The sequence below is a fragment of the Demequina oxidasica genome, from assembly GCF_000975115.1.
Taxonomy (GTDB): domain Bacteria; phylum Actinomycetota; class Actinomycetes; order Actinomycetales; family Demequinaceae; genus Demequina; species Demequina oxidasica.
The window spans coordinates 1,497,500-1,516,807 of record NZ_BBRE01000001.1; the positions used below are offsets into that span (position 1 = coordinate 1,497,500).

Genomic DNA, 19,308 nt, shown 5'->3' on the forward strand with positions numbered 1-19,308 from the left:
ATGGCATCGAAGAAGGACCTGATTGATGCCCAAAGCTTCAGTCGTCGCCGCCTGCTCACCGCCTTCACCGCCGGCGCACCGGGAGGCAAGGAACTCGAGCCAGCTAAGCCGATGCGGGCCGTCGTTGCGGGCATTTCACTCGCCGCGCTGGTGCTGGTGGCAGGCGTCTTTTACGGGCTGCTCAAGCCAGGCTTGCCGCCGAGTTGGGAGACCAACGCGCTGATTCTGGTGAGCGACTCCGGCGCGCGTTACTTTTCCAGTAACGGCACGTTGTATCCGGTCATCAACTCTACGAGCGCGCGCCTGTTGGCGCCCGGGGGCGAACTCAACGTCTTGGGCACGGACAGTGGGTCGCTCGACGGGATCCCCATCGGCCCGACGGTCGGCATTGTGGGTGCGCCTGACGATGTTCCCGGCGCGGAGAACCTCATCAACAGCGGCTGGGTGGCGTGTCCCGTGGGCAACGGCACCGCGGTGGACCTCGCAGGCAACGCCGACGCCGCACCCGAGGGCGCTGGCACGGTAGTGACCAGCGACGACGTGACGTACGTCATCGCTGGCTCTCACCGCTATGCCGTGTCGCCCGACGCGCCGGACAACGTCTCCTCCGTGCTGCGCGCGGTAGGCCTTGCGGACCAGGTGCCACTGGAGGTCGACAGCCGCTGGCTCAATCTGTTCACGGCGGGCGGCGACCTCGAGCCATTGACTATCGCGGGCGCGGGTAATGCAGCGCCGGGGACTGACCTGTTAGTCGGTCAAGTCATCAGTCAGGACGCGACAGAGGCTCGCTATTTGGTCACCCCGGAGGGCACGCTCGCCCCGCTGTCTCCCCTTGCGTACCGGCTCTACCTGATTGGGACTGGCGCGTCGCTTGGCGAGTCTGTCGAGGTCTCCTCGTCCGACACCATCGGAGTCGAAACCGATCCTGAATCCGAATACGGTGCTGACTGGCCCGCCGAGGTTCTCACGGAGTTGCCAACTGATGAGTTCCCGTGCGCGTTGCTCGACGCACAGGGAGGCGGAGAGTCGGGTTCGGCTCTCGCCTCGGTCTCAACGTTGCCCGATGCCGCCGCGGTCTCGGTTCCCGCGCGCGGGGGTGCGCTGGTGTTGGCGGGAGGTGAAGGCATCGATTCGGTGAGTGGCTACGTACTCGTCGACGAACTCGGCACTGCCTACGCAATTCCGTCGCCCGCAGGCGAGGACGCGCCGGGCATTGACGACGTGCTATTGCGCCTCGGATACACGAAAGACGATGCAGGGCAGGCCACCTCGGCCTGGATGCAATTCTTCGCCGCCGGGCCCGATCTCACGATCGAGGCCGCGCGCCGGACGCCTCAAGGCGTGCCGGCCGTGACGGATCAACCGTCTCCCGACTCGTCTACCCAACCGTCCGCAGGGGAAGCGGACGCGGCCGCGTCTGCGACCACGGCATCGGCCGCCGTACTGCCCTCCCTGGCGAGGGGTCACTCGTTTGTCGCCGATTCAACGGTGCAGGCTTGCGAAGACGGAGTCGAGCAGTTCGTCACTGAACGTCCGCCGGCGCTGAGCATGTTGCAGGCCACCGAGGCGAATACCCTCGCCACCGGCGAAGGTGTCACCGTTGCCGTGGTCGATTCCGGAATCGACGCCGACAACAAGCACCTTCGCGGCGTGGTGGTTGGTGGTATCAATCTGGTGGGCGACGGCGAGGACGCGCGCGGCATGACCGACGTGTTTGGTCATGGCACTCAGGTGGCGGGGATCATCGCCGCGAATTCAGTGGCGGGATCCGGAGTCGTGGGGGTGGCTCCCGACGTGAAGTTACTCTCCGTCCGCGTGTTCCGCGGCACCGACGACGACTCCATCGCGGCGGGGTACGACGCCACGCCCGCGCGGATGGCGGAGGGCATTCGCTGGGCCGTCGACCAGGGTGCTGACATCATCAACGTATCCCTCAGCGACACCGGAGACGACACCGGGGTGCGCGAGGCCGTAACCTTCGCCGACGCGCGCGGCGCCCTCGTGGTCGCCAGCGCTGGTAACCGCCAAACCGCGACCAGCGAACTCGACGGCCCGCGCTATCCGGCCGCATACCCCGCTGCCCTCGCGGTGACGGCGGTGGACGCGGCGGGCAACGGGACGCCCGATTCGATCCACGGCCCACACGTCGAACTCGCAGCACCGGGGCAGGACGTCCTCACCTCAATGTCTACCGGTGGCGACTGCATGTACGCGAACGACAAGCCGTCGTCTAGCTACGCCACCGCCTACGCGAGTGGAGCGGCGGCTTTAGTTGCGGGTTTGCACAGAGACGAGACTCCCGCCCAGTGGCAGTATCGCCTGATGGCGAGCGCCACTCGCGGTAACCCCGACGTCCGGAGCGATGTGGTGGGTTGGGGCAACCTTCAGCCCTATGACGCCCTCGTGATGGTGCCAGGCAGCGGCGAGCGCGGCCCGGCCAACCCCTTCACCGGGCAGAGCGGTCTCACTGTGGACGCACCCACTGCCGCACTGGTGCCACACCAGACTGAGTCGCCCTTCGCCGACACTCAGACGATGTTCGTGGTGGTCGCACTGGGCGCTGCAGTGCTATTGGGGACGCTCGCCACCGTATTGGTCGTGCGGCGCCAGTCAGATGTGGTCGCCCCTAAGGTCGACCAAGGCGACGGAATGCTCGACAAAATCAAGGGCGCCTCCACGCGCATTATGCCCGGGGAGTAACGCTCACCCTGCTCGCGAGCGCGTCCGCCACGTCCGGCCAGATTTCGTTGGGCGCCGTCAACAGGGGCGCGCCCTGGACTCCAGGAAGGTAGTCGCTGCCGTCGAGTCGCCGAATGGTGAAGCCCGCTTCGCGGACAATCGCTGCTGCGGGGGCGTGATCCCAGGCGTGAGTGCGCGAGAACAACACGTAGTCGGTGGTGCCCTGCAGCAGGTCCGCGTAGTCCCAGCCGGCACACATGCGCGGCTCGGCAATCTCGCCGATGCTCGCCTGGGCCTCCAGGAGCGCGTACCTGGCGTCTGGGTCAATGTAGCGGGCCGATGCCACGCCGCGCAGGGTGCCGAGCGTCCGCCCGCTGGACGCCTCGTCCCCGACGACCCGGACGGGAATCGGCTTGCCGTTGAGGGTCGCGCCCTTGCCGCGTACTCCTATATATAGGTCACCAGTCTCGGGGTGCAGGATCCAACCCGCGGTCGCGACCCCCGCTTCCATGTACGCCACCATGACCGCGTAAGTCTCGGAACCGTGCACAAAGTGATACGTGCCGTCGACCGGGTCGACAACCCAGGCGGCCGATGCATCGGCTAGAAGGTCGGGGAGCGCCGGGTTCTCGGCGGTCGCCTCCTCGCCCACGACGGGGACATCAACAATCTCGCGCAGGCGCTTGGTGAGGAAGATCTCGGCGTTCTTGTCCGCCTCCGTGACGTAGTCATTGGGGCCCTTGAGAGCGATGTCGCCCTCGGCCAGGGCGCGGAAGCGGGGGCGAATTTCGGCATCGGCTGCATCGGTCATTGCCAGGGCTACGTGAGTGATGTCCATAGGCCCATGGTGACACCCCAAAGCAACGGATTGGTAAACACCTCAAAAGGCCCCCGGGTGGCGGCATCGGTTTCGGTATGTATTCTGTGACCGACGCGCCCCTTATATTGTGGGCTCACGCCATCTGACTAGAAAGTAGGTCCCATGACCCGCAAACTCGTGATTGTCGAGTCTCCCACCAAGGCCGGAACCATTGGCGGTTACCTTGGCGACGACTACGACGTCGTGTCGAGCGTGGGTCACATTCGCGACATCCCGGAGCCCCGGGAGATGCCTGCGGAGGTGAAGAAGGGCCCGTTCGGTAAGTACGGCGTCGACGTCGAGAACGGCTTCGAGCCCTATTACCAAGTGTCGGTGCGCGCCAAGAAGACCGTGGCGGACATCAAGCGCCGCCTCAAGGACGCCGACGAGCTCTATCTCGCAACTGATGAGGACCGCGAGGGAGAGGCCATCGCTTGGCACCTGCTCGAGGTGCTCAAGCCCAAGGTGCCCGTGAAGCGTCTGGCCTTCCATGAGATTACCCGCGAGGGAATCGAGCGCGCCATGGCGGCGCCGCGTGACATTGACATGGAGATGGTGGAGGCGCAAGAGACGCGCCGCATCCTGGACCGCCTGTACGGCTGGGACATGTCCGACGTGATGCGCCGCAAGGTGGGCCAGGGCTCGAGCGCCGGCCGCGTGCAGTCCGTCGCGCTGCGACTCGTGGTGGACCGCGAGAAGGAGCGCATGGCGTTCCAGAGCGCCGAGTACTGGGACCTCACCGCGACGTTCGCCGCGAAGGAAGGGCCCGATGCCGGGACGAAGTTTGTGTCTAAGCTCGCCAAGGTGGATGGCGCTCGCGTTGCGAGCGGTAAGGACTTTGACGACCGCGGTGTGCTGACGTCAGACAAGGCTCACCACCTGACCGCCGGCGCCGCCGGTGCGCTGGCGGCCGGCTTGGCCAACGCCGACTTCTCTGTGATCAATGTGGCCTCGAAGCCGTACAAGAAGCGTCCGGTCGCGCCGTTCATCACGTCGTCGCTGATCCAGGAGGCAAGCCGCAAACTGAGCCTCGGTGCCCGTCAGGCGATGGGCGTCGCGCAGGCCCTATACCAGCAGGGTTACATCACCTATATGCGTTCGGACTCGCCCACGCTATCGAGCGAGGCCATCAAGGCTGCTCGGTCACAGGCCATCGAGTTGTTTGGCTCGGATGCGGTGCCGACCTCGCCGCGCATTTACGCCTCTGCGGACTCGAATGCTCAGGAGGCGCACGAGGCCATCCGCCCGTCGGGTGACAAGTTCCGCACGCCCGAGTCGCTGCGCACGCAGCTTCGCGGCGACGAGTTCCGCATGTACGAGATGATCTGGAAGCGCACGCTCGCCTCCCAGATGGCCGATGCCGTGGGAACTACCTCGACCATCACGATTGGGGCGAAGTCCTCCGCCGGTCACGCGGTCGAGTTCACTAAGTCCGGCACCATCCTCACCTCGCCCGGCTTCCGCGCGCTCTACATCGAGACCACTGAGGCCAAGCGTTACGAGGACGAGGACGGCAAGCAGCCGTCCGACGGCGACTCGCGTCTGCCGCAGGTGGCCGAGGGTGACGGCGTCGACGCCAGCGACCTCGAGCCGCTTACCCACGCCACCAACCCGCCGCCCCGCTTCACGCAGGGTGCGATGATCAAGGAACTCGAGGACCGCAAGCTGGGTCGCCCGTCGACGTACGCGTCCACGGTCGACACGATCATCTCGCGTGGTTACGTAAGTATTGTGCGCCGCAACTTGGTCCCCACGTGGCTCGCGTTCTCCATCGTCGGTCTGCTTGAGGAGCACTTCCCGTCGCTGGTTGACTACGGCTTCACTGCCGATATGGAGGCTGGGCTGGACCGCATCGCGGCCGGCGACCGCGCCATGAAGGACTGGCTGCAGGAGTTCTACTTCGGCAGCCCCAACGTCGAGCAGCAAGGATTGCGCGAGCTCCTCGAGAACATGGGCGAGATTGACGCCCGCGCCATCAACACGTTCATGATCGGCGACGGCATCGCGGCCCGCAACGGCCGCTATGGCCCGTACGTGGAGCGGGAAGTCGACGGTGAGCAGCAGCGCGCCTCGATCCCCGAGGATTTGGCCCCCGACGAGCTTACGGTCGCCAAGGCCGAGGAGCTGTTCGAGACCCAGGGCGGCGACGAGCGCGAGTTGGGCACTCACCCGGAAACCGGCCGCACCATCGTCGCGAAGGCCGGCCGCTTTGGCCCGTACGTAACCGAGGTACTGCCGGAGGACTCCAAGGAACGTCCCAAGACGGCGTCGCTGTTCAAGTCGATGCAGCTCGAGACTATTGGTCTGGACGACGCGGTGGTGCTCATGAGCCTGCCGCGCGTGGTGGGCATCGACCCCGAGGACAACGCGGAGATCACAGCGCAGAATGGCCGCTACGGCCCGTACCTGAAGAAGGGCACGGACTCGCGCACCATTGACTCCGAGGATCAGTTGCTCGACATCACGCTCGACGAGGCGCTAGCAATCTATGCGCAGCCTAAGCGTGGACGTGGCCGTACCGCGGCGCCGCCCCTCAAGGAGCTGGGCACCGACCCCGTGAGTGAGAAGGCGATCGTCATCAAGGCCGGCCGCTTTGGCGAGTACATCACCGACGGCGAGACCAACGTGACCATCCCGCGCGGCGAGACCGTGGATGAGATGAACCACGAGCGCGCTGTTGAGTTGCTCGCGGACAAGCGTGCCAAGGGTCCCGCGAAGAAGAAGCGTGCACCTGCCAAGAAGAAGGCGCCGGCCAAGAAGGCTGCGGCTAAGAAGCCCGCTGCGAAGAAGGCTCCCGCGAAGAAGGCTGCGCCAAAGAAGGAGTAGGCGCTAGCTCGCCAGCCTGGACACGCCGCATAGGTGCGTGGCTCCCGGCTGGCCGGCGGAGTCGTGTTCCAAGCGCCCAGAGCCACCCGGGGATTAGCACCGCCGCAAGTGTGCGTTGCCACCAGCCAAACCCGTCGCCCACCAGCATTGGCCACGCGGTGAAGGTCGCGAACAGCGCCATCGCCAACGAACCAAAGACGAGAGATGGGATCGCCCAACCGGCCCACGCATCGGCCGTACGGAAGGCGGCCCACCCCACAAAACCGAGCAGAATCAACGCGATGAACGCAGCCCCAGCAGCCCGCGAGTGGACGATGCCCTCGATGCTGTGCGACTCGGTACCGAGCGGATCCGCGCGGAAGAGGCCCGCGGTAAGCATCCCGAGTGCAGCAATGCCCGCGAGGGTGGCGAGCACTGTGGCGCCACGGATCCCGGTGAGCGATCGACGCAGGCCAAAGCCCGCTGCGGCCCACCCTGCGGCGTTGATCAGGAACGCCAGACGCATGACCCAGGCCCAGTCGCCGCGTGCGTAGTTTGAGATGTACGCGTTGCCGGGCGACAGGTCGGGGCGGATGAGGTGGAACGCCGCGACGGTTGCGATCCACACGGCGGCGCCCGTGATCGCGATGGCGCCAAGGGTGCTGGTGCTTAGGGGCGCGCGACGGTGGCTGTTAGTGGCTTGCATGTGACTGGTTCGCACGCCAGATCGTACTGGTTGGGTCGTGAATCTCAGTTCGGCGAGAACCGGGGAGACTCGCCCGACGAGTGGCTAAGATGCCCAGCCTAAGTTAGGCGCGCGGTATCCCCGCATGAGAGTGGCGGGCCGCCGCCAACAGAACGACCCCAATCCCTGCAAGCACGAGAGCCAATTGAGTCATCCCCGCGGCGCTCTCAGGGCCGGTACTCGCCAGCGCCGGCGGCTCTGGCGGTGCATCGCCAGCGCTCTGCACGACGGCCTTCACCGATGTGGTTGGCGTCACCATGGCTGGCGAGGCATCGGCGGCAGGTGACTCTACGGTGAAAGGTGCCCAACCGATCACGTCACCGGTAGTCAGGTAGACGCCGATGCGGTGGTCCCCGTCAGTGATTTCCTCAGGGAGAGTGAGGGTGATGCCACCATCGATCCCGATGGCATGTTGTCCCAGTGGCACTGCAGTCGAGAAGGCGTAAACGTCGACGACAGTTCCAGGAGTCGCACCTCCCACAAGGGCAGAGAAGGTCGCACCTGGGGTGAGTGGACTTGGAACTGTGACCGTCCCCCTGTTGTCCTCGGCGAGGCCCGACGCGTCAGCGTAGGCGCCATCCGCTGCCTCGATGGTCACCGAGCCTGCGGCGATCGGCGTGAGCGCGATGGAATTGAGGGAGGGGGACATCGTGGGGGTATAAGTGATTGAACCGCGGTTTTCATCGGCCTTCGTCACGGTGTAGTTGTGCGTGAACGTTTCCGTGTCGCGTGGTGCGAGGGCCGTGCCGGCGGTGAACGCCTCTGCAAGGGAAAGATCTCCCTCGTCGGTCAGACGCAAGAGAAGGTCGTCCAGCGAGTAGGGTCCGGTGTTTGTGGTCGTCAGAGTGAAATCAATGGTCTCGCCCTCGTTGGCAAGCCCGTCGCCGTTGACATCGTCAAGTACCCCCGCGGCGGCGAATGTGAATTCGGGTAGCCCGTCATCGAGCGGTATTGATTGATCGCCGACGTCAACGATGTACCACGTTCCACCCACCAAAACCCTAGTGGGGGTGACGGCGATGGAGGCCGCCCCGGCTTCGAGGTGACCCTGGTCAAGCATCAGACTTGAGGGAAGGCACGTCGAGAGGTCGGTGCCCCCTGGTGCGATGGGTGTAGTGGTCGATGCACAAGTGCTCGACATCAGGTCGTAGCCGTCGATCGCTACGTTCGACGTATTGGTGACATGAGCGCCGGTCACCGACAACTCATCCCCCACCTCGGGCCACGTGACAGGTTCGCCAGTGGCGGCATCCCGAAACGCGGTATCGAGCTGGACGCTGAGCCCCAGGTTGGCGTCAATGGTAGGGACGGCGGGGGTGGAGGCATCCTCGACGACGTCGGCGATACCCGAGAGCGCGGAGTCCCCGGTGAACACGACGTTCCGTGACGGCACCGCCCCCGCAAACACGTCCTCGATGGTGACCGAATGGGTTGCCGTGGCAGGGAAGTCGATACTGGCGCCTCGCTCAGCGGGTCCAGTCACCGACTTCCCCAGAGCGGAGATGGTGTCAAAAGCGCCGTCTCCAGTGTTGGTGATCGTGGCGTTGTAAGTGACCACGTCGCCCACGTCTGCGAGCCCGTCGGTGATGTCACCGTGTGTCTCTGCGAGGGAAGCGTTGATGGTCGCTGTTAGTGCTGCACCCCGAACGTCGATCGGCGGGGAGGACAGTCTTGACGTTTCGACGACGATCGTCTCGCCGTCGCGTGTGATGTCGTAGCCGAGGCTAAGGAAATAGAGCACGAACGCGCTTGGGTCGGAGCTCGGTGAAAGTGATGCGCGGATCAATTGCTCGCCCGTGAGGCCTGGGACGGCTACGGTGCCGTCGGCTATGACTCCGAACCTGTTCTCGATGCTGTTCGTGGTGTAAGAGAAAATTTCGGCCCGGGTAGTGCTTCCCGAGACTGCGGTGGAGATTGCGTAGATGAAATCGTCTTGAGAATCCTGCACGCCGTTCCCGTTGGAGTCCGTGTACGAGCGGTACTCGAGACTTACCGAGAGCCCCTCCTCCTCATACGAGTCGGCCGCGCTTGCGGTCGTGCCGGCCAGCGCGAACAAGGCGATAGTCGTCAGGCCGACTCCGGCTACCAAGCGTGAGAATGGAAGGTTGTAGTTTCTCGACATCACTTACGACTCCTACCTCCCCGCGCGCTTTGTTGCGACGGTGTGTGGGTTCAAGGCTCATGTTAGAGTACCGGACTGTTAGCTCACTTTCCTGTTGTCAGCGGCGACTTCGTTTGTGCGCACGATGGCGCCACTGACGAGACTCCGCTGAGTGCCCTGAGCGAAACCGCAGGGGCACGTCGATGAGATTTGCGCTAGGAAACAACGAATCGCGGCCTTGGGGGGTGCCGCAGCCCACACTCATTGCTAAGGTGACGTTATGACTGCCAGCGAAGCCACTCCTGTCCCGTTCACCGCACCCGCCCCTGACCCCATGGACGCACCCGCGTACCGCTGGGGCATTCTTGGAGCGGGCGGGATCGCCCGCAAGCTCGCCGATGCCGTCACCAACCACACCGCGTCATCGGTCGTGGCTGTAGCCGCGGCCTCGAGCCAGGAGCGTGCACAGGCCTTTGCCGACGAGATGGACGTCCCCACCGCCTACGGCACCTACGAGGAGCTCGTCGCGGACCCCGACGTTGACATCGTCTATGTCGCGACCACGCACAACAACCACCACGAGCCCGCACTGCTCGCCATCAACGCAGGCAAGCACGTGCTCGTCGAAAAGTCGTTCACGCAGAACTCCGCGCAGGCCCAGCTGATTGTCGATGCCGCGCGAGACAAGGGCGTGTTCGTCATGGAGGCCATGTGGGCCCGTCACCTGCCGCACATGTACGCGGTCCGCGAGGTGATCGCTCGCGGGGATATCGGTGAAGTCGTTTCCGTGGCGGCGGATCACGGCCAGATGCTCACCCACGTTGAGCGAATGGTGCGTCCAGAACTCGCCGGCGGTGCCCTCCTGGACCTCGGTATTTATCCGGTCGCCTTCGCACACGACATCCTTGGTGTCCCCGAGCACATCACTGCCAAGGGTCGCCTCCGGGAGACCGGCGTCGACGGCCAGGTCTCCATGGTCTTCGAATACCCGGGCAAGAACGCGCAGGCCTCTCTCACCACCACCATGGAGGCGCGCACGCCTGTCGTCGCCCACGTGGCCGGAGCTAAGGGCCGCATCGAACTCGCGGATATGTTCTACGCGCCTACCGTCATGACGGTGACGCCGCTCGACGGCACGCCCTGGACTTTCGACGGAACGGTGGAGAACGGCTTCCAGTACGAGGCGGCGGAGTGTGCTCGCCGCGTGGCAGCCGGCGACACCGAGAGCGAGATCCACACGCTCGATCAGTCGCTTGAGCTCATGCGCATTCTTGACGAGATACGTGCACAGGTAGGTGTTATTTACCCTGGCGAGTAGCAGTTTGACTGACTAGGTGTCGCTTGGTGACGGAACCGGTCCTCCAACTCGACTCAGTTCTTGCAGAGTCAGGTCAGTGATGAGCGCGTGCCCGGCGCTATTGGGGTGCAGCGTATCCGGCCCCATAAGTTCGGGGTGCCCGAGCAGTGGCTCGCCAATGTCTACATAGGACCCACCCACCTCGGTGACAGCGTGCTCGACTGCCTCATTGAGGTAGGCGAGCAGCGCTGGGGTAACCAGACCCGTGTAGTAAATGCCGTTGACGGCGTAGATCTGAGCCTCAGGAAAGGCCTCGCGCAGTGCTGTGAAAGTCTCGGGCACTCGCATGTCTATGAGCTCGCGCGAGGCACTGAGGTCGTTGACCCCTCCAGATACGATGACGATGTCTGGGTCAGCATTGGCCAGTGCAGGTACCCGTTCCACGTAGTTGGTGGCGCATACGCCGCCGCGGCGTGTGTATCCGGAGCCATTGCAGCCGGCGTTGATCTCGGACCACCCGGCCCGGCCAGAGAGAACGGTGGTCCACCGGGTCGGCAACTCCGACTCGGAGAGCCCCGTTCCCTGCGCGTAGGAGTCGCCAAGGAACAAGGCGACTGGTGCATCGGCCGATGGCGGGGTGGACGGGGTCTCCTGAGCGACGGGCCCAGCGCAGGCGGCGGCTACGAGCGTCACTGCGGCCGCGGTGGCAAGAGCCCAACGGGTGGTCATCATGTGCCTCTTCCTATGTCTCCCCAGGGTGCACGGTGCGCCCTCTGCAAGGTATTCGCACCGGCCCTAGGCCCGGTTTGGTATCTACCGCCGATGCGACGGTGGCTTGGGCGCCCAGGGTTGCCTCCAGCGGTCGTCCCGTGTGGGTGGCGCCCGGTAGCGTAGCCACATGGCCTCGCGCGGATTCTTTGTGGTGTTCGAGGGCGGCGATGGCGTGGGTAAGACCACGCAGATCGAGCGCCTCACTGAGTGGCTGCGCTCGGAGGCGGGCGGATCCCACGATGTGGTGACCACGCGCGAGCCTGGTGGCACGGACCTAGGTCGCGAACTGCGCCAGGTCATCATGCATGGCGGACACGTCGCGCCACGCGCGGAGGCGTTGCTGTACGCCGCTGACCGCGCCCACCACGTGGAGTCCTTGGTGCTCCCCGCGCTCGAGGCAGGGGCGGTGGTGGTGCAGGACCGGTACTTCGACTCGTCGATTGTGTATCAGGGCGGTGCCCGCGGCCTAGGCGACGAGGTGGAGCGAATTTCCCTGTGGGCGACCAAGGGGCTGTTGCCGGACCTCACCGTGGTGTTGGACATGGAGCCTGCGTCCGGGCGACTTGAGCGCGAGCTTGACCGAGTGGAGCGCGAGACCGCCTCTCATGCCTCGCAGATGCGGCAGGGCTTCCTCAAGCTGGCGGCGCGTGCGCCGGAGCGCTACGCGGTGATCGACGCGGCGCATAGCATCGACGAGGTGTTTGCTGACGTGGCGGCGGTGGTGGCCAGCGCCATGGCGCGCGTAGCCGAGGGGGATGACCGGTGAGCGTCTGGGACGACGTCGTCGGCCAGGAGGAGCAGATCGCGCCGTTGCGCGCTGCGGTTGGCTCGACGAACTCGATGACACACGCATGGCTGATCACTGGGCCGCCCGGCTCGGGGCGCTCGCATGCAGCCCGCGCCTTCGCCGCAGCACTACAGTGCGACAGCGGCGGGTGCGGTACGTGTCGCGAGTGTCAGACCGCACTGTCCGGCGCGCATGCCGACGTGACCCTACTCGCCACCGAGAAGGTGACGATCAGCATCGACGAGGTGCGAGATCTGATCTCCGTCGCGCAGAGCGCTCCAAGTCAGGGAAAGTGGCGCGTCATTGTGGTCGAGGATGCGGACCGCATGACCGAGCGAACCTCAAACGTGCTGCTGAAGTCCATCGAGGAGCCGCCGCCCCGGACTGTGTGGCTGCTCTGCGCGCCCGCTGCACAAGACGTGGCCGTGACCATTCGTTCCCGCTCCAGGGTGGTGAGCCTGCGCATGCCGGATCCGGATGCAGTGGCGCAGCTACTGATAACCCGTGATGGGGTGGATCCCGTGCTGGCGCGCGAGGTGGCGCTTGCAGCACAGAGCCACATCGGGGTCGCCAGAAGGCTGGCGCGCGACCCGGGAGCGCGGGCACGGCGCGACCAGATCGTGGCCCTCGCCACCGAGATTCGCGGGGTTGGTGACGCAGTGCTGGCCGCCGCAGATCTGGTGGCTGTTTCCGAGCAGGACGCCAAGGCCTCCTCCGAGGAGCGTGATGCGGATGAGCGTAACGCGCTACTGCGGACGCTGGGAGCAGATGATGGCGGCCGACTCCCGCCCGCGCTACGTGCTCAGGTCAAGCAGCTAGAGGACAACCAGAAGCGGCGGGCCACTCGTCTCAAGCGCGACGTCCTTGATCGCGCCATCACCGACTTGCAGTCGCTGTACCGCGACGTTGCCGCCACCCAACTGGGCGCCCAGGTGGAACTGATCAACGAGGCGCATCGCAGCCACATCGAGCAACTGGCGGCACGGACCACGCTCGCTGACACGATGCGGTGCCTGGATGCATTGTCGACAGCTCGCAAGCGACTCGCGGGAAACGTGTCTCCGCTGCTCGCGCTCGAGGCTATGGCACTCGCACTGCGACCGGCCACGTAGGGGTGTTTCAATGCGACCCCATAAACTTGAGAGCATGAACAAGCGCACCCTTCTCGGAACAGTGGCAGCCATTGCGGCACTCGGCCTAGTCCTGACGGGGTGCGTGCCCGAGCGGGACCAGGTCTCACCCAGCGATACCCCCAGCACTGCCTCTACGACCGATCCCAGTGCATCGGCCGTTACCCCAGGTGGGACAGCAAGCCCTGCCAATCCCGGCGACTCCCGCGTCTACGACCAGCAACTTGCCTGGTCGCCGTGCGATGAGCTCGAGTGCTCGACCGTGCAGGTGCCGGTTGACTGGTCAAATCCGGACGGTCCCACCTTTGGCGTTGCGATCAACCGTCACGTCGCGCTCGACTCTGACGAGCGACTTGGATCGATGCTGATCAACCCCGGCGGACCCGGCGGCGAGGGACTGAGCTTCGCGGAGTACTTCGTGTCGATCGCGGGGGACGACCTCCTGGATGCCTATGACGTCATCGGCTTTGATCCGCGCGGCGTGGGCCAGTCCTCGGGTGTGAACTGTGGCGACGGGGCCGCGCTCGACGCGTACTACTTGCCGGACGTGGTGCTCAACACCCAGGCCGACGTTGATGCCGCCCGTGAGAACTTCATTGACTTTACGAACAACTGCCGCGAACTCACTGGGCCCGTGTGGGAGAACGTGGATACCGTCAGCGCCGCACGAGACATGGACGTGATTCGCTCTGTGCTCGGGGATGAGCAGCTGAACTTCCTCGGGTATTCGTATGGCACGGAGCTAGGGGCGACGTACGCCGAGCTCTACCCGACAAACGTGGGCCGGATGACGCTCGACGGCGCAGTGGACTTCCTCTTGGACGACACCCAGCTCTCAGTTGACCAGGCCAGCGGGTTTGAACTCGCGCTCAGCAACTTCATTGAGTGGTGCCACACGCAGGAGGAGTGCCTCCTGGACAGCGACACCGCCACCGCAAAGCAGCAGATCCACGATATGACCGTCACCGCCCAGGACGTCGGGTATCCCTCGGGGAATGACATGGATGTCAACGGCACTCTTATGTTTTATGGCATTGCGGTGACGCTGTACGACCAGACCTCATGGCCATATCTCATGAACGGCCTCAATGAGGTGCTCAGGGACAGGACGGCGTCAGTCATCTTCCAGTTGGCGAATTTCTACCTGGACCGCGACCCGTCCAGCGGCAATTACAGTTCAAACTCAACTGAGGCGTTCACGGCGATCGGCTGCATGGATGCCCCCCTCGAAGACCCGTACACGATCGAGGAGTACAACGACTTCGCCGATTCCGTGATCGCCGCAGCGCCCACGCTCGGCTTTGCGTACGCGGCGGGAACCGGGTGCGACGGCTGGCAGTGGGAGGCCAACGAGTACATCGAAAACCTTGACGCGACGAGCGCGACGGGGCCGATCCTGGTGGTGGGCACCACGAACGATCCAGCCACTCCTATCAAGTGGGCACGATCCCTCACTGACCGTCTTGGCAATGCGTCTCTGCTCGAGTGGGACGGCGAGGGGCACACTGCCTACGGACGTTCCAACCAGTGTGTGATCGACGCCGTGGACGGATACATGGTCGACGGTACGATGCCGAGTTCGGGAAAGCAGTGTTGACCCGCTAGACTATCTGCTCGGCCCGGGAATATTCGGGCTCGCCGCCTTAGCTCAGTCGGCAGAGCGTTTCACTCGTAATGAAAAGGTCGTGGGTTCGATTCCCACAGGCGGCTCCAGCAAGAAAGGCCCGGTCATGTGACCGGGCCTTTCTGCATTGGCGGAGGTGTCACCCCGTGGGGATCGGCAAGTGCGTCGTCGTGACGGGAGTCAGAATTACCGTGACGGAGACCTCATTGCCGAGCTTTTCAAAAAGAGCCTGCTGAAGTTGGTCGACTGCAGGTGTGTCGCCCGAGCCGATCAGCGACACCGTGACCTCTTCATCGCTGATGGTCACATCCTGAACGAGCAGATCCTCGGTGTCGCCTACCCAGTCCGTGACGACTGCTTGTGCGTCGCGCTGTTTGGTCGCCGACGAGACGATTCCCTCGGATGTGAGCATAAGCGGGAGCAGAATGACGGCGGCGAGGGCGATGAACGGCACCACGGTGATGATCATCTTGGTCGGGTTCTCTCGGAGCGCGCGTGGTCTCGCGAAACCAGAAAGGACGAACACCACTGCTGCAACGATCACGATCGCTACGAAGTTGGTGAGGAAGAGCAGGAACGCACCCGCGGCATCGTCCGTGTTGCCCGCCCGCAGTGTGACGCCGACGACAGCAAGCGGCGGCACCAGCGCGACGGCGATGGCGACTCCCGCGATGCTCGCGGAGACACGACTGTTCACGGTGGCGAAGGCGCCCGCGGCACCGGCAGCCACCGCGATCAGCATGTCGAGCAATGTTGGGGTGACGCGGGACGTGATCTGAGAGTTGGTGTCGAGCGCTGTAGCCACAGGTACCCACGCTGCGAACGCGTAAGACAGCAGGATTGATACAACTACGCCGGAAGCCACGAACAGTGCCGACTGCAAGGCGCGGCGCGACCAGCCGTTGACTAGTGCCCCAGCTAGACCAAGGATGGGCACCATGAGCGGCGCGACAAGCATGGCGCCAATGACCACGGCGGTCGAGTCGGCCAGTACTGCGAAGGTGGCAATCGCGACGGAAAGTACAAGCATGATCCACCACGAGGACATCTTGTCGAATTTGCCGGGGTTCTCGAAGTAGAGCGTGTCCGCGAGTTCTTCGCGTCGTTTGTTGCCCACGTTGGAGCCGCGGATCCAGTCCCAGAGAACCTCGGGAAGCGAGGCGGTACGGGGGTCGATTTTGGTGTTGCCCGTCTCGACCAGCCTGAAGCCCCATGCCACCAGGACGAGTCCGCCCACGATGGCGCATGCTGCACCACCCGCAATGAGCGTGTTCGTGGTGGGCTCAGGGGCGGCATTTGCAAGACCACCAATGCAGATCGCTGCGATTCCGCCCGTGATACGGATGCCGCGGTGAGTGGCCTCCTTGTGGCCCAGCGCATGAATCACGATGATGAGTCCGCGCACCATGACGTAGAGGCCCACTATCGCGACGACCATTGAAAGGCGTATCTCTCCGCCCTCGTTGGAGATGTACGGGGCGGCTAGCAGTAGGAGTAGGAAGACGACGGTGGCGAGCGCACGCAGGAATGCCAGGAAGCGGTTGCCTCGCTTGCCAAAGCGACGACGGCCAATGATGGCGTATACGACGTCCGACCCCGCGGACAGGGTAAGGCCGACGATCAGGATGAGCTGCAGAAGTGCGCTGGACACTTGGGGCAGGAGGAGAACCAACAGTCCGCCGATGACGGCGAAGAGGCCGCGCATTGATGCCGGGTTTCCTACTGCCTGCGCCGCGTACTCGATGTTGGTCACGAAGCTCTTCTTGGCGGGTGTGTCGACCTTTGTCTCATTCATGCGTGACACTCCTCTACCCGGGACGATGCGCTAATCGTAGTCCTGCGAAGGTGGGGATGCGCGCCAGGTTCTTGAGGGTGATCCGGGGCCGTCCGTGAACCCTTTCGCGGAACCATTTTGAGGCGTAGTGTGGGCGTAAACGTCCAAGTCGCTGAGGGGGTGCTCTTGAGAATCGTTGTGCGAGTTGCCGTGCCGTTGACCGTCCTCGCGCTGGCGGTGAGCGGGTGCTCGTCGAGCGATCCCGTGGCTACTCCCTCGGCAACGTCGGCGACCTCCGTTCCTGCAATTACCAGCGGCGGTAGCACAAGTGCCCCTACGACTGTGGCGGTGCCTACTCGTGACACGCTCTCGCAGATTGCGACGTCCAAGAGCAACACGATTGATGTCTACGCCAACCCAAATAAATCTGATTTCACGACCCTGCAAGCAGGCGACGTCCTCACTGCGCCCGATCAGACTCCGTTCGTATTTCTAGTTAAGACCGTCACCGACGGTTGGCTCGAAGTGTGGTTGCCTACCCGTCCTAACGGGTCAACCGGTTGGATTGAGACCGACGATGTGTCCCTCGCGGACACTCGGTTCTGGATTGACGTTGACCTCAAAGAATTCAATCTGAAGGTTTACGACGACGAGGACATGGTGTTCCAGACGCCCATCGGCGTGGGGCAGGATGAACTACCCACCCCCGGGGGCACCTATTATCTACGAGAGCTCCTGCAGCCGCCCAACCCCGATGGGGTCTACGGGCCGTACGCCTATGGGCTTTCGGGCTACTCCCCAGTCCTGGACTCGTTCAATGGCGGCGACGCCGTGATTGGTATTCACGGGACTGACGATCCGTCGTCCATTGGCACCATGGTCTCGCATGGGTGTATACGTATGCCCAATGACTCGGTCACGGAGATCGCGACAAAAATTGGCCTGCCGCTAGGCACTCCGGTCTTCATCAACGATTAAGACTCCTCTCAACGGTCAACTCGAGAGAGCACTCAGTTTTGCCGTGCCTGCGCGCGGCACGGCAACACACACACAAACGCCCGTCTCGTTCGAGACGGGCGTTTGCGATGTTCGCTAGTGCGGGAGGGCTATCCGGCGAACGTGACCTCGGCGACGACCGCGACAGCGGAGGTGGCCTCCGGAAGCGGTGCTGCTCCGAGTACCTGGTCGACCTCGGTCGGTGGCGTGGTTGCGCACGATGGGGTCGCTGGCGGGTAACTCACGGTCGCGTTGGCTTCAGGGTTCACCTTGATGGTTACCTTGATTCCCTTCGGCTGACGCGTCCATCCGAAGTTCTCATTGCCGATGGCGATCCACTCACCGTTGGCGTCGAGCCCCCAGCCGGGCCATCCAGTGGGATTGCCGTCAGCGTCGGTCGAAGCTCCGGGCCAGAGAATCCGACCTTCTCCGATGGGTACCTCGACGACTTCGTCGTCCCAGATCACGCCATTCGCGTCTGGGGTACTCGCGTAGGGACTGTGGAATGTAATAGTGGCCATTCCGGTGGTGTTAGTGGACTGATTGTCCGGGTCAGTGAACACCACCTTGTAGTTGAGCCACGGGACATCCCCGTCGCACACCGGGGAAATGAGCGTTCCGCCGAGGGTTGCCGGCTCTGCGCAGCCTCCGTTCTCCACCTCCGGATCGGAGTCCCAGAACTTGGAATCCTCCGTCAACTGGTATTCGTAAACCATCAGCGATGACCACACTGTGCCGGATTCGTCGCTTTGGCAGACTTCGTACTGCGGAGGGGTGCACTCGGAACCATCGACCCAGAGAATGTCCGAGTCCTTGAGGTTCTCGCGGTTCGTGATGGTCACCATGTTCGCGGTTCCCGTTTCTGGGTCCCACTGGCAGACATCCACGGGAGGCGCGGTAGCGCAGTCCGGAGTCGCGGGAGGGTAGTTAACGCCCTCTTGGGTGAGTTCCGGATTGACCTTCATCAGGATCGTGACTCCTCCACGCGTCCATCCGAAGTTACCGTCGCCTAACGATTCCCAGTTGCCGGCCGCATCCTGACCCCAGCCAGGCCAACCCGTGGGAGTGATGCCGTCCGCTGCAACAGACGCGCCGGGCCACAGGAAGCGTCCCTCGGAGGTGTAGGTGCCGGTCGCATCGTCGAACACGGTGTTGAGCGCGATCTCGATGGGTTCGGTGGTCCGAGTCTCGTCCTCAGGATCGATGAACGTGACATGCGCAACCTCATGCTGTGTGGCTTGGCCGTCGGGGTCAGTCAGCACGATCTTGTAGTTCACCCATGGGGCATCGCCGTCGCACACTGGCTGGAGGAACGACCCGCCAAGCTTCGGCTCTTGAGGAATCTTGCAGTCGACCCCATCCTGGATCCGGCCCTCAGGAATTACGGTCTGGACGCCGTCGATGTTGGCGCAGAGGTCGACCGGAGGCGGAGGGCATTCGTCGGACGGCTGATCAGCGGTCCAGAGGAACCAGTCACCGTTGCCAGAGTTACCTTTGCTCACGAAGTAGGGCACGCCGGGCATGTGGTAGATAAGTGCGTGGTTTGCGGACTGCGGGTCACCGCTGGTGGCGTTCCAACCATCGGCGTCAGGGGACGGTCCGTCGTCTGAAGTGATAGGTCCACCAGTCCAGGTGTGCCACACTGCGTTCTGCCACTCACCAACTCCGTCGGTGCACACCACGGGGGGTTGGCACTTCTCCTCGTCGTAGGGGGTGTAGTTGCCGGTAGAGAAGTCGGCT

Annotated in this window: 13 protein-coding genes and 1 tRNA gene; 8 read left to right on the forward strand and 6 right to left on the reverse strand. The window is 64.0% G+C overall.

Annotated features, from left to right (window positions below; all coding sequences use genetic code 11):
* On the forward strand, positions 1-2,700 hold the full coding sequence (gene eccB / locus AOP77_RS06945) for a type VII secretion protein EccB (RefSeq protein WP_062211128.1): 2,700 nt from the start codon (positions 1-3) through the stop codon (positions 2,698-2,700).
* Here eccB and AOP77_RS06950 read toward each other — a convergent pair.
* Complete coding sequence (locus tag AOP77_RS06950; protein WP_062211131.1) at positions 2,684-3,517, reverse strand: inositol monophosphatase family protein; 834 nt, start codon at positions 3,515-3,517, stop codon at positions 2,684-2,686. The two genes, eccB and AOP77_RS06950, sit on opposite strands and share 17 nt — an antisense overlap.
* A gap of 144 nt (positions 3,518-3,661) precedes the next feature.
* On the opposite strand from AOP77_RS06950, the gene topA reads away from it, so the two are divergent.
* A complete protein-coding gene (gene topA, locus AOP77_RS06955) occupies positions 3,662-6,364 on the forward strand; it encodes a type I DNA topoisomerase (RefSeq protein ID WP_062211134.1) in 2,703 nt (900 codons plus the stop codon).
* Here topA and AOP77_RS06960 read toward each other — a convergent pair.
* Together AOP77_RS06960 and AOP77_RS06965 are read right to left on the reverse strand one after the other, a co-directional pair.
* A complete protein-coding gene (locus AOP77_RS06960) occupies positions 6,306-7,049 on the reverse strand; it encodes a DUF998 domain-containing protein (protein WP_062211137.1) in 744 nt (247 codons plus the stop codon). The genes topA and AOP77_RS06960 overlap by 59 nt on opposite strands.
* 103 nt (positions 7,050-7,152) lie before the next feature.
* A complete protein-coding gene (locus tag AOP77_RS06965) occupies positions 7,153-9,210 on the reverse strand; it encodes a CLIPPER-2 domain-containing protein (protein WP_062211141.1) in 2,058 nt (685 codons plus the stop codon).
* 259 nt (positions 9,211-9,469) lie between these two features.
* Here AOP77_RS06965 and AOP77_RS06970 point away from each other — a divergent pair, with 259 nt between their 5' ends.
* On the forward strand, positions 9,470-10,507 hold the full coding sequence (locus AOP77_RS06970; protein ID WP_062211144.1) for a Gfo/Idh/MocA family protein: 1,038 nt from the start codon (positions 9,470-9,472) through the stop codon (positions 10,505-10,507).
* A 12-nt stretch (positions 10,508-10,519) separates the two neighbouring features.
* On the opposite strand, the gene AOP77_RS06975 is transcribed toward AOP77_RS06970, so the two are convergent.
* Positions 10,520-11,218, reverse strand: coding sequence for an SGNH/GDSL hydrolase family protein (locus AOP77_RS06975; protein WP_062211147.1), 699 nt, complete (start codon positions 11,216-11,218; stop codon positions 10,520-10,522).
* Positions 11,219-11,384: 166 nt separating this feature from the next.
* Between AOP77_RS06975 and tmk the strand changes: the two genes are divergently transcribed.
* The 4 genes from tmk to AOP77_RS06995 all read left to right on the forward strand — a co-directional run bounded on the left by tmk (position 11,385) and on the right by AOP77_RS06995 (position 14,887).
* Positions 11,385-12,023: a dTMP kinase gene (gene tmk, locus AOP77_RS06980; RefSeq protein WP_062211150.1), complete on the forward strand. Its 639-nt coding sequence runs from the start codon at positions 11,385-11,387 to the stop codon at positions 12,021-12,023.
* Positions 12,020-13,156, forward strand: coding sequence for a DNA polymerase III subunit delta' (locus AOP77_RS06985; RefSeq protein WP_062211153.1), 1,137 nt, complete (start codon positions 12,020-12,022; stop codon positions 13,154-13,156). Before tmk ends, AOP77_RS06985 begins: the two co-directional genes overlap by 4 nt.
* A gap of 34 nt (positions 13,157-13,190) precedes the next feature.
* Complete coding sequence (locus tag AOP77_RS06990; RefSeq protein ID WP_062211156.1) at positions 13,191-14,771, forward strand: alpha/beta hydrolase; 1,581 nt, start codon at positions 13,191-13,193, stop codon at positions 14,769-14,771.
* Between the two features lie 40 nt (positions 14,772-14,811).
* Positions 14,812-14,887, forward strand: a tRNA-Thr gene (locus tag AOP77_RS06995).
* A gap of 50 nt (positions 14,888-14,937) precedes the next feature.
* On the opposite strand, the gene AOP77_RS07000 is transcribed toward AOP77_RS06995, so the two are convergent.
* Positions 14,938-16,593: a DUF389 domain-containing protein gene (locus AOP77_RS07000; protein WP_062211159.1), complete on the reverse strand. Its 1,656-nt coding sequence runs from the start codon at positions 16,591-16,593 to the stop codon at positions 14,938-14,940.
* 165 nt (positions 16,594-16,758) lie between these two features.
* Here AOP77_RS07000 and AOP77_RS07005 point away from each other — a divergent pair, with 165 nt between their 5' ends.
* A complete protein-coding gene (locus AOP77_RS07005; protein ID WP_160300060.1) occupies positions 16,759-17,550 on the forward strand; it encodes a L,D-transpeptidase family protein in 792 nt (263 codons plus the stop codon).
* Between the two features lie 128 nt (positions 17,551-17,678).
* Here the strand turns inward: AOP77_RS07005 and AOP77_RS12375 are convergent.
* A partial coding sequence (locus AOP77_RS12375; protein WP_062211165.1) for a hypothetical protein occupies positions 17,679-19,308 on the reverse strand: 1,630 nt, incomplete at its 5' end.

Bases quoted from the DNA above. Each gene is read 5' to 3' on its own strand.
- AOP77_RS07000 (WP_062211159.1), bottom strand. From the start codon at position 16,593: ATGAATGAGACAAAGGTCGACACACCCGCCAAGAAGAGCTTCGTGACC.
- AOP77_RS06975 (WP_062211147.1), bottom strand. From the start codon at position 11,218: ATGATGACCACCCGTTGGGCTCTTGCCACCGCGGCCGCAGTGACGCTC.
- topA (WP_062211134.1), top strand. From the start codon at position 3,662: ATGACCCGCAAACTCGTGATTGTCGAGTCTCCCACCAAGGCCGGAACC.
- eccB (WP_062211128.1), top strand. From the start codon at position 1: ATGGCATCGAAGAAGGACCTGATTGATGCCCAAAGCTTCAGTCGTCGC.
- AOP77_RS06950 (WP_062211131.1), bottom strand. From the start codon at position 3,517: ATGGACATCACTCACGTAGCCCTGGCAATGACCGATGCAGCCGATGCC.
- AOP77_RS06960 (WP_062211137.1), bottom strand. From the start codon at position 7,049: ATGCAAGCCACTAACAGCCACCGTCGCGCGCCCCTAAGCACCAGCACC.
- AOP77_RS06970 (WP_062211144.1), top strand. From the start codon at position 9,470: ATGACTGCCAGCGAAGCCACTCCTGTCCCGTTCACCGCACCCGCCCCT.
- AOP77_RS06990 (WP_062211156.1), top strand. From the start codon at position 13,191: ATGAACAAGCGCACCCTTCTCGGAACAGTGGCAGCCATTGCGGCACTC.
- AOP77_RS06965 (WP_062211141.1), bottom strand. From the start codon at position 9,210: ATGTCGAGAAACTACAACCTTCCATTCTCACGCTTGGTAGCCGGAGTC.
- tmk (WP_062211150.1), top strand. From the start codon at position 11,385: ATGGCCTCGCGCGGATTCTTTGTGGTGTTCGAGGGCGGCGATGGCGTG.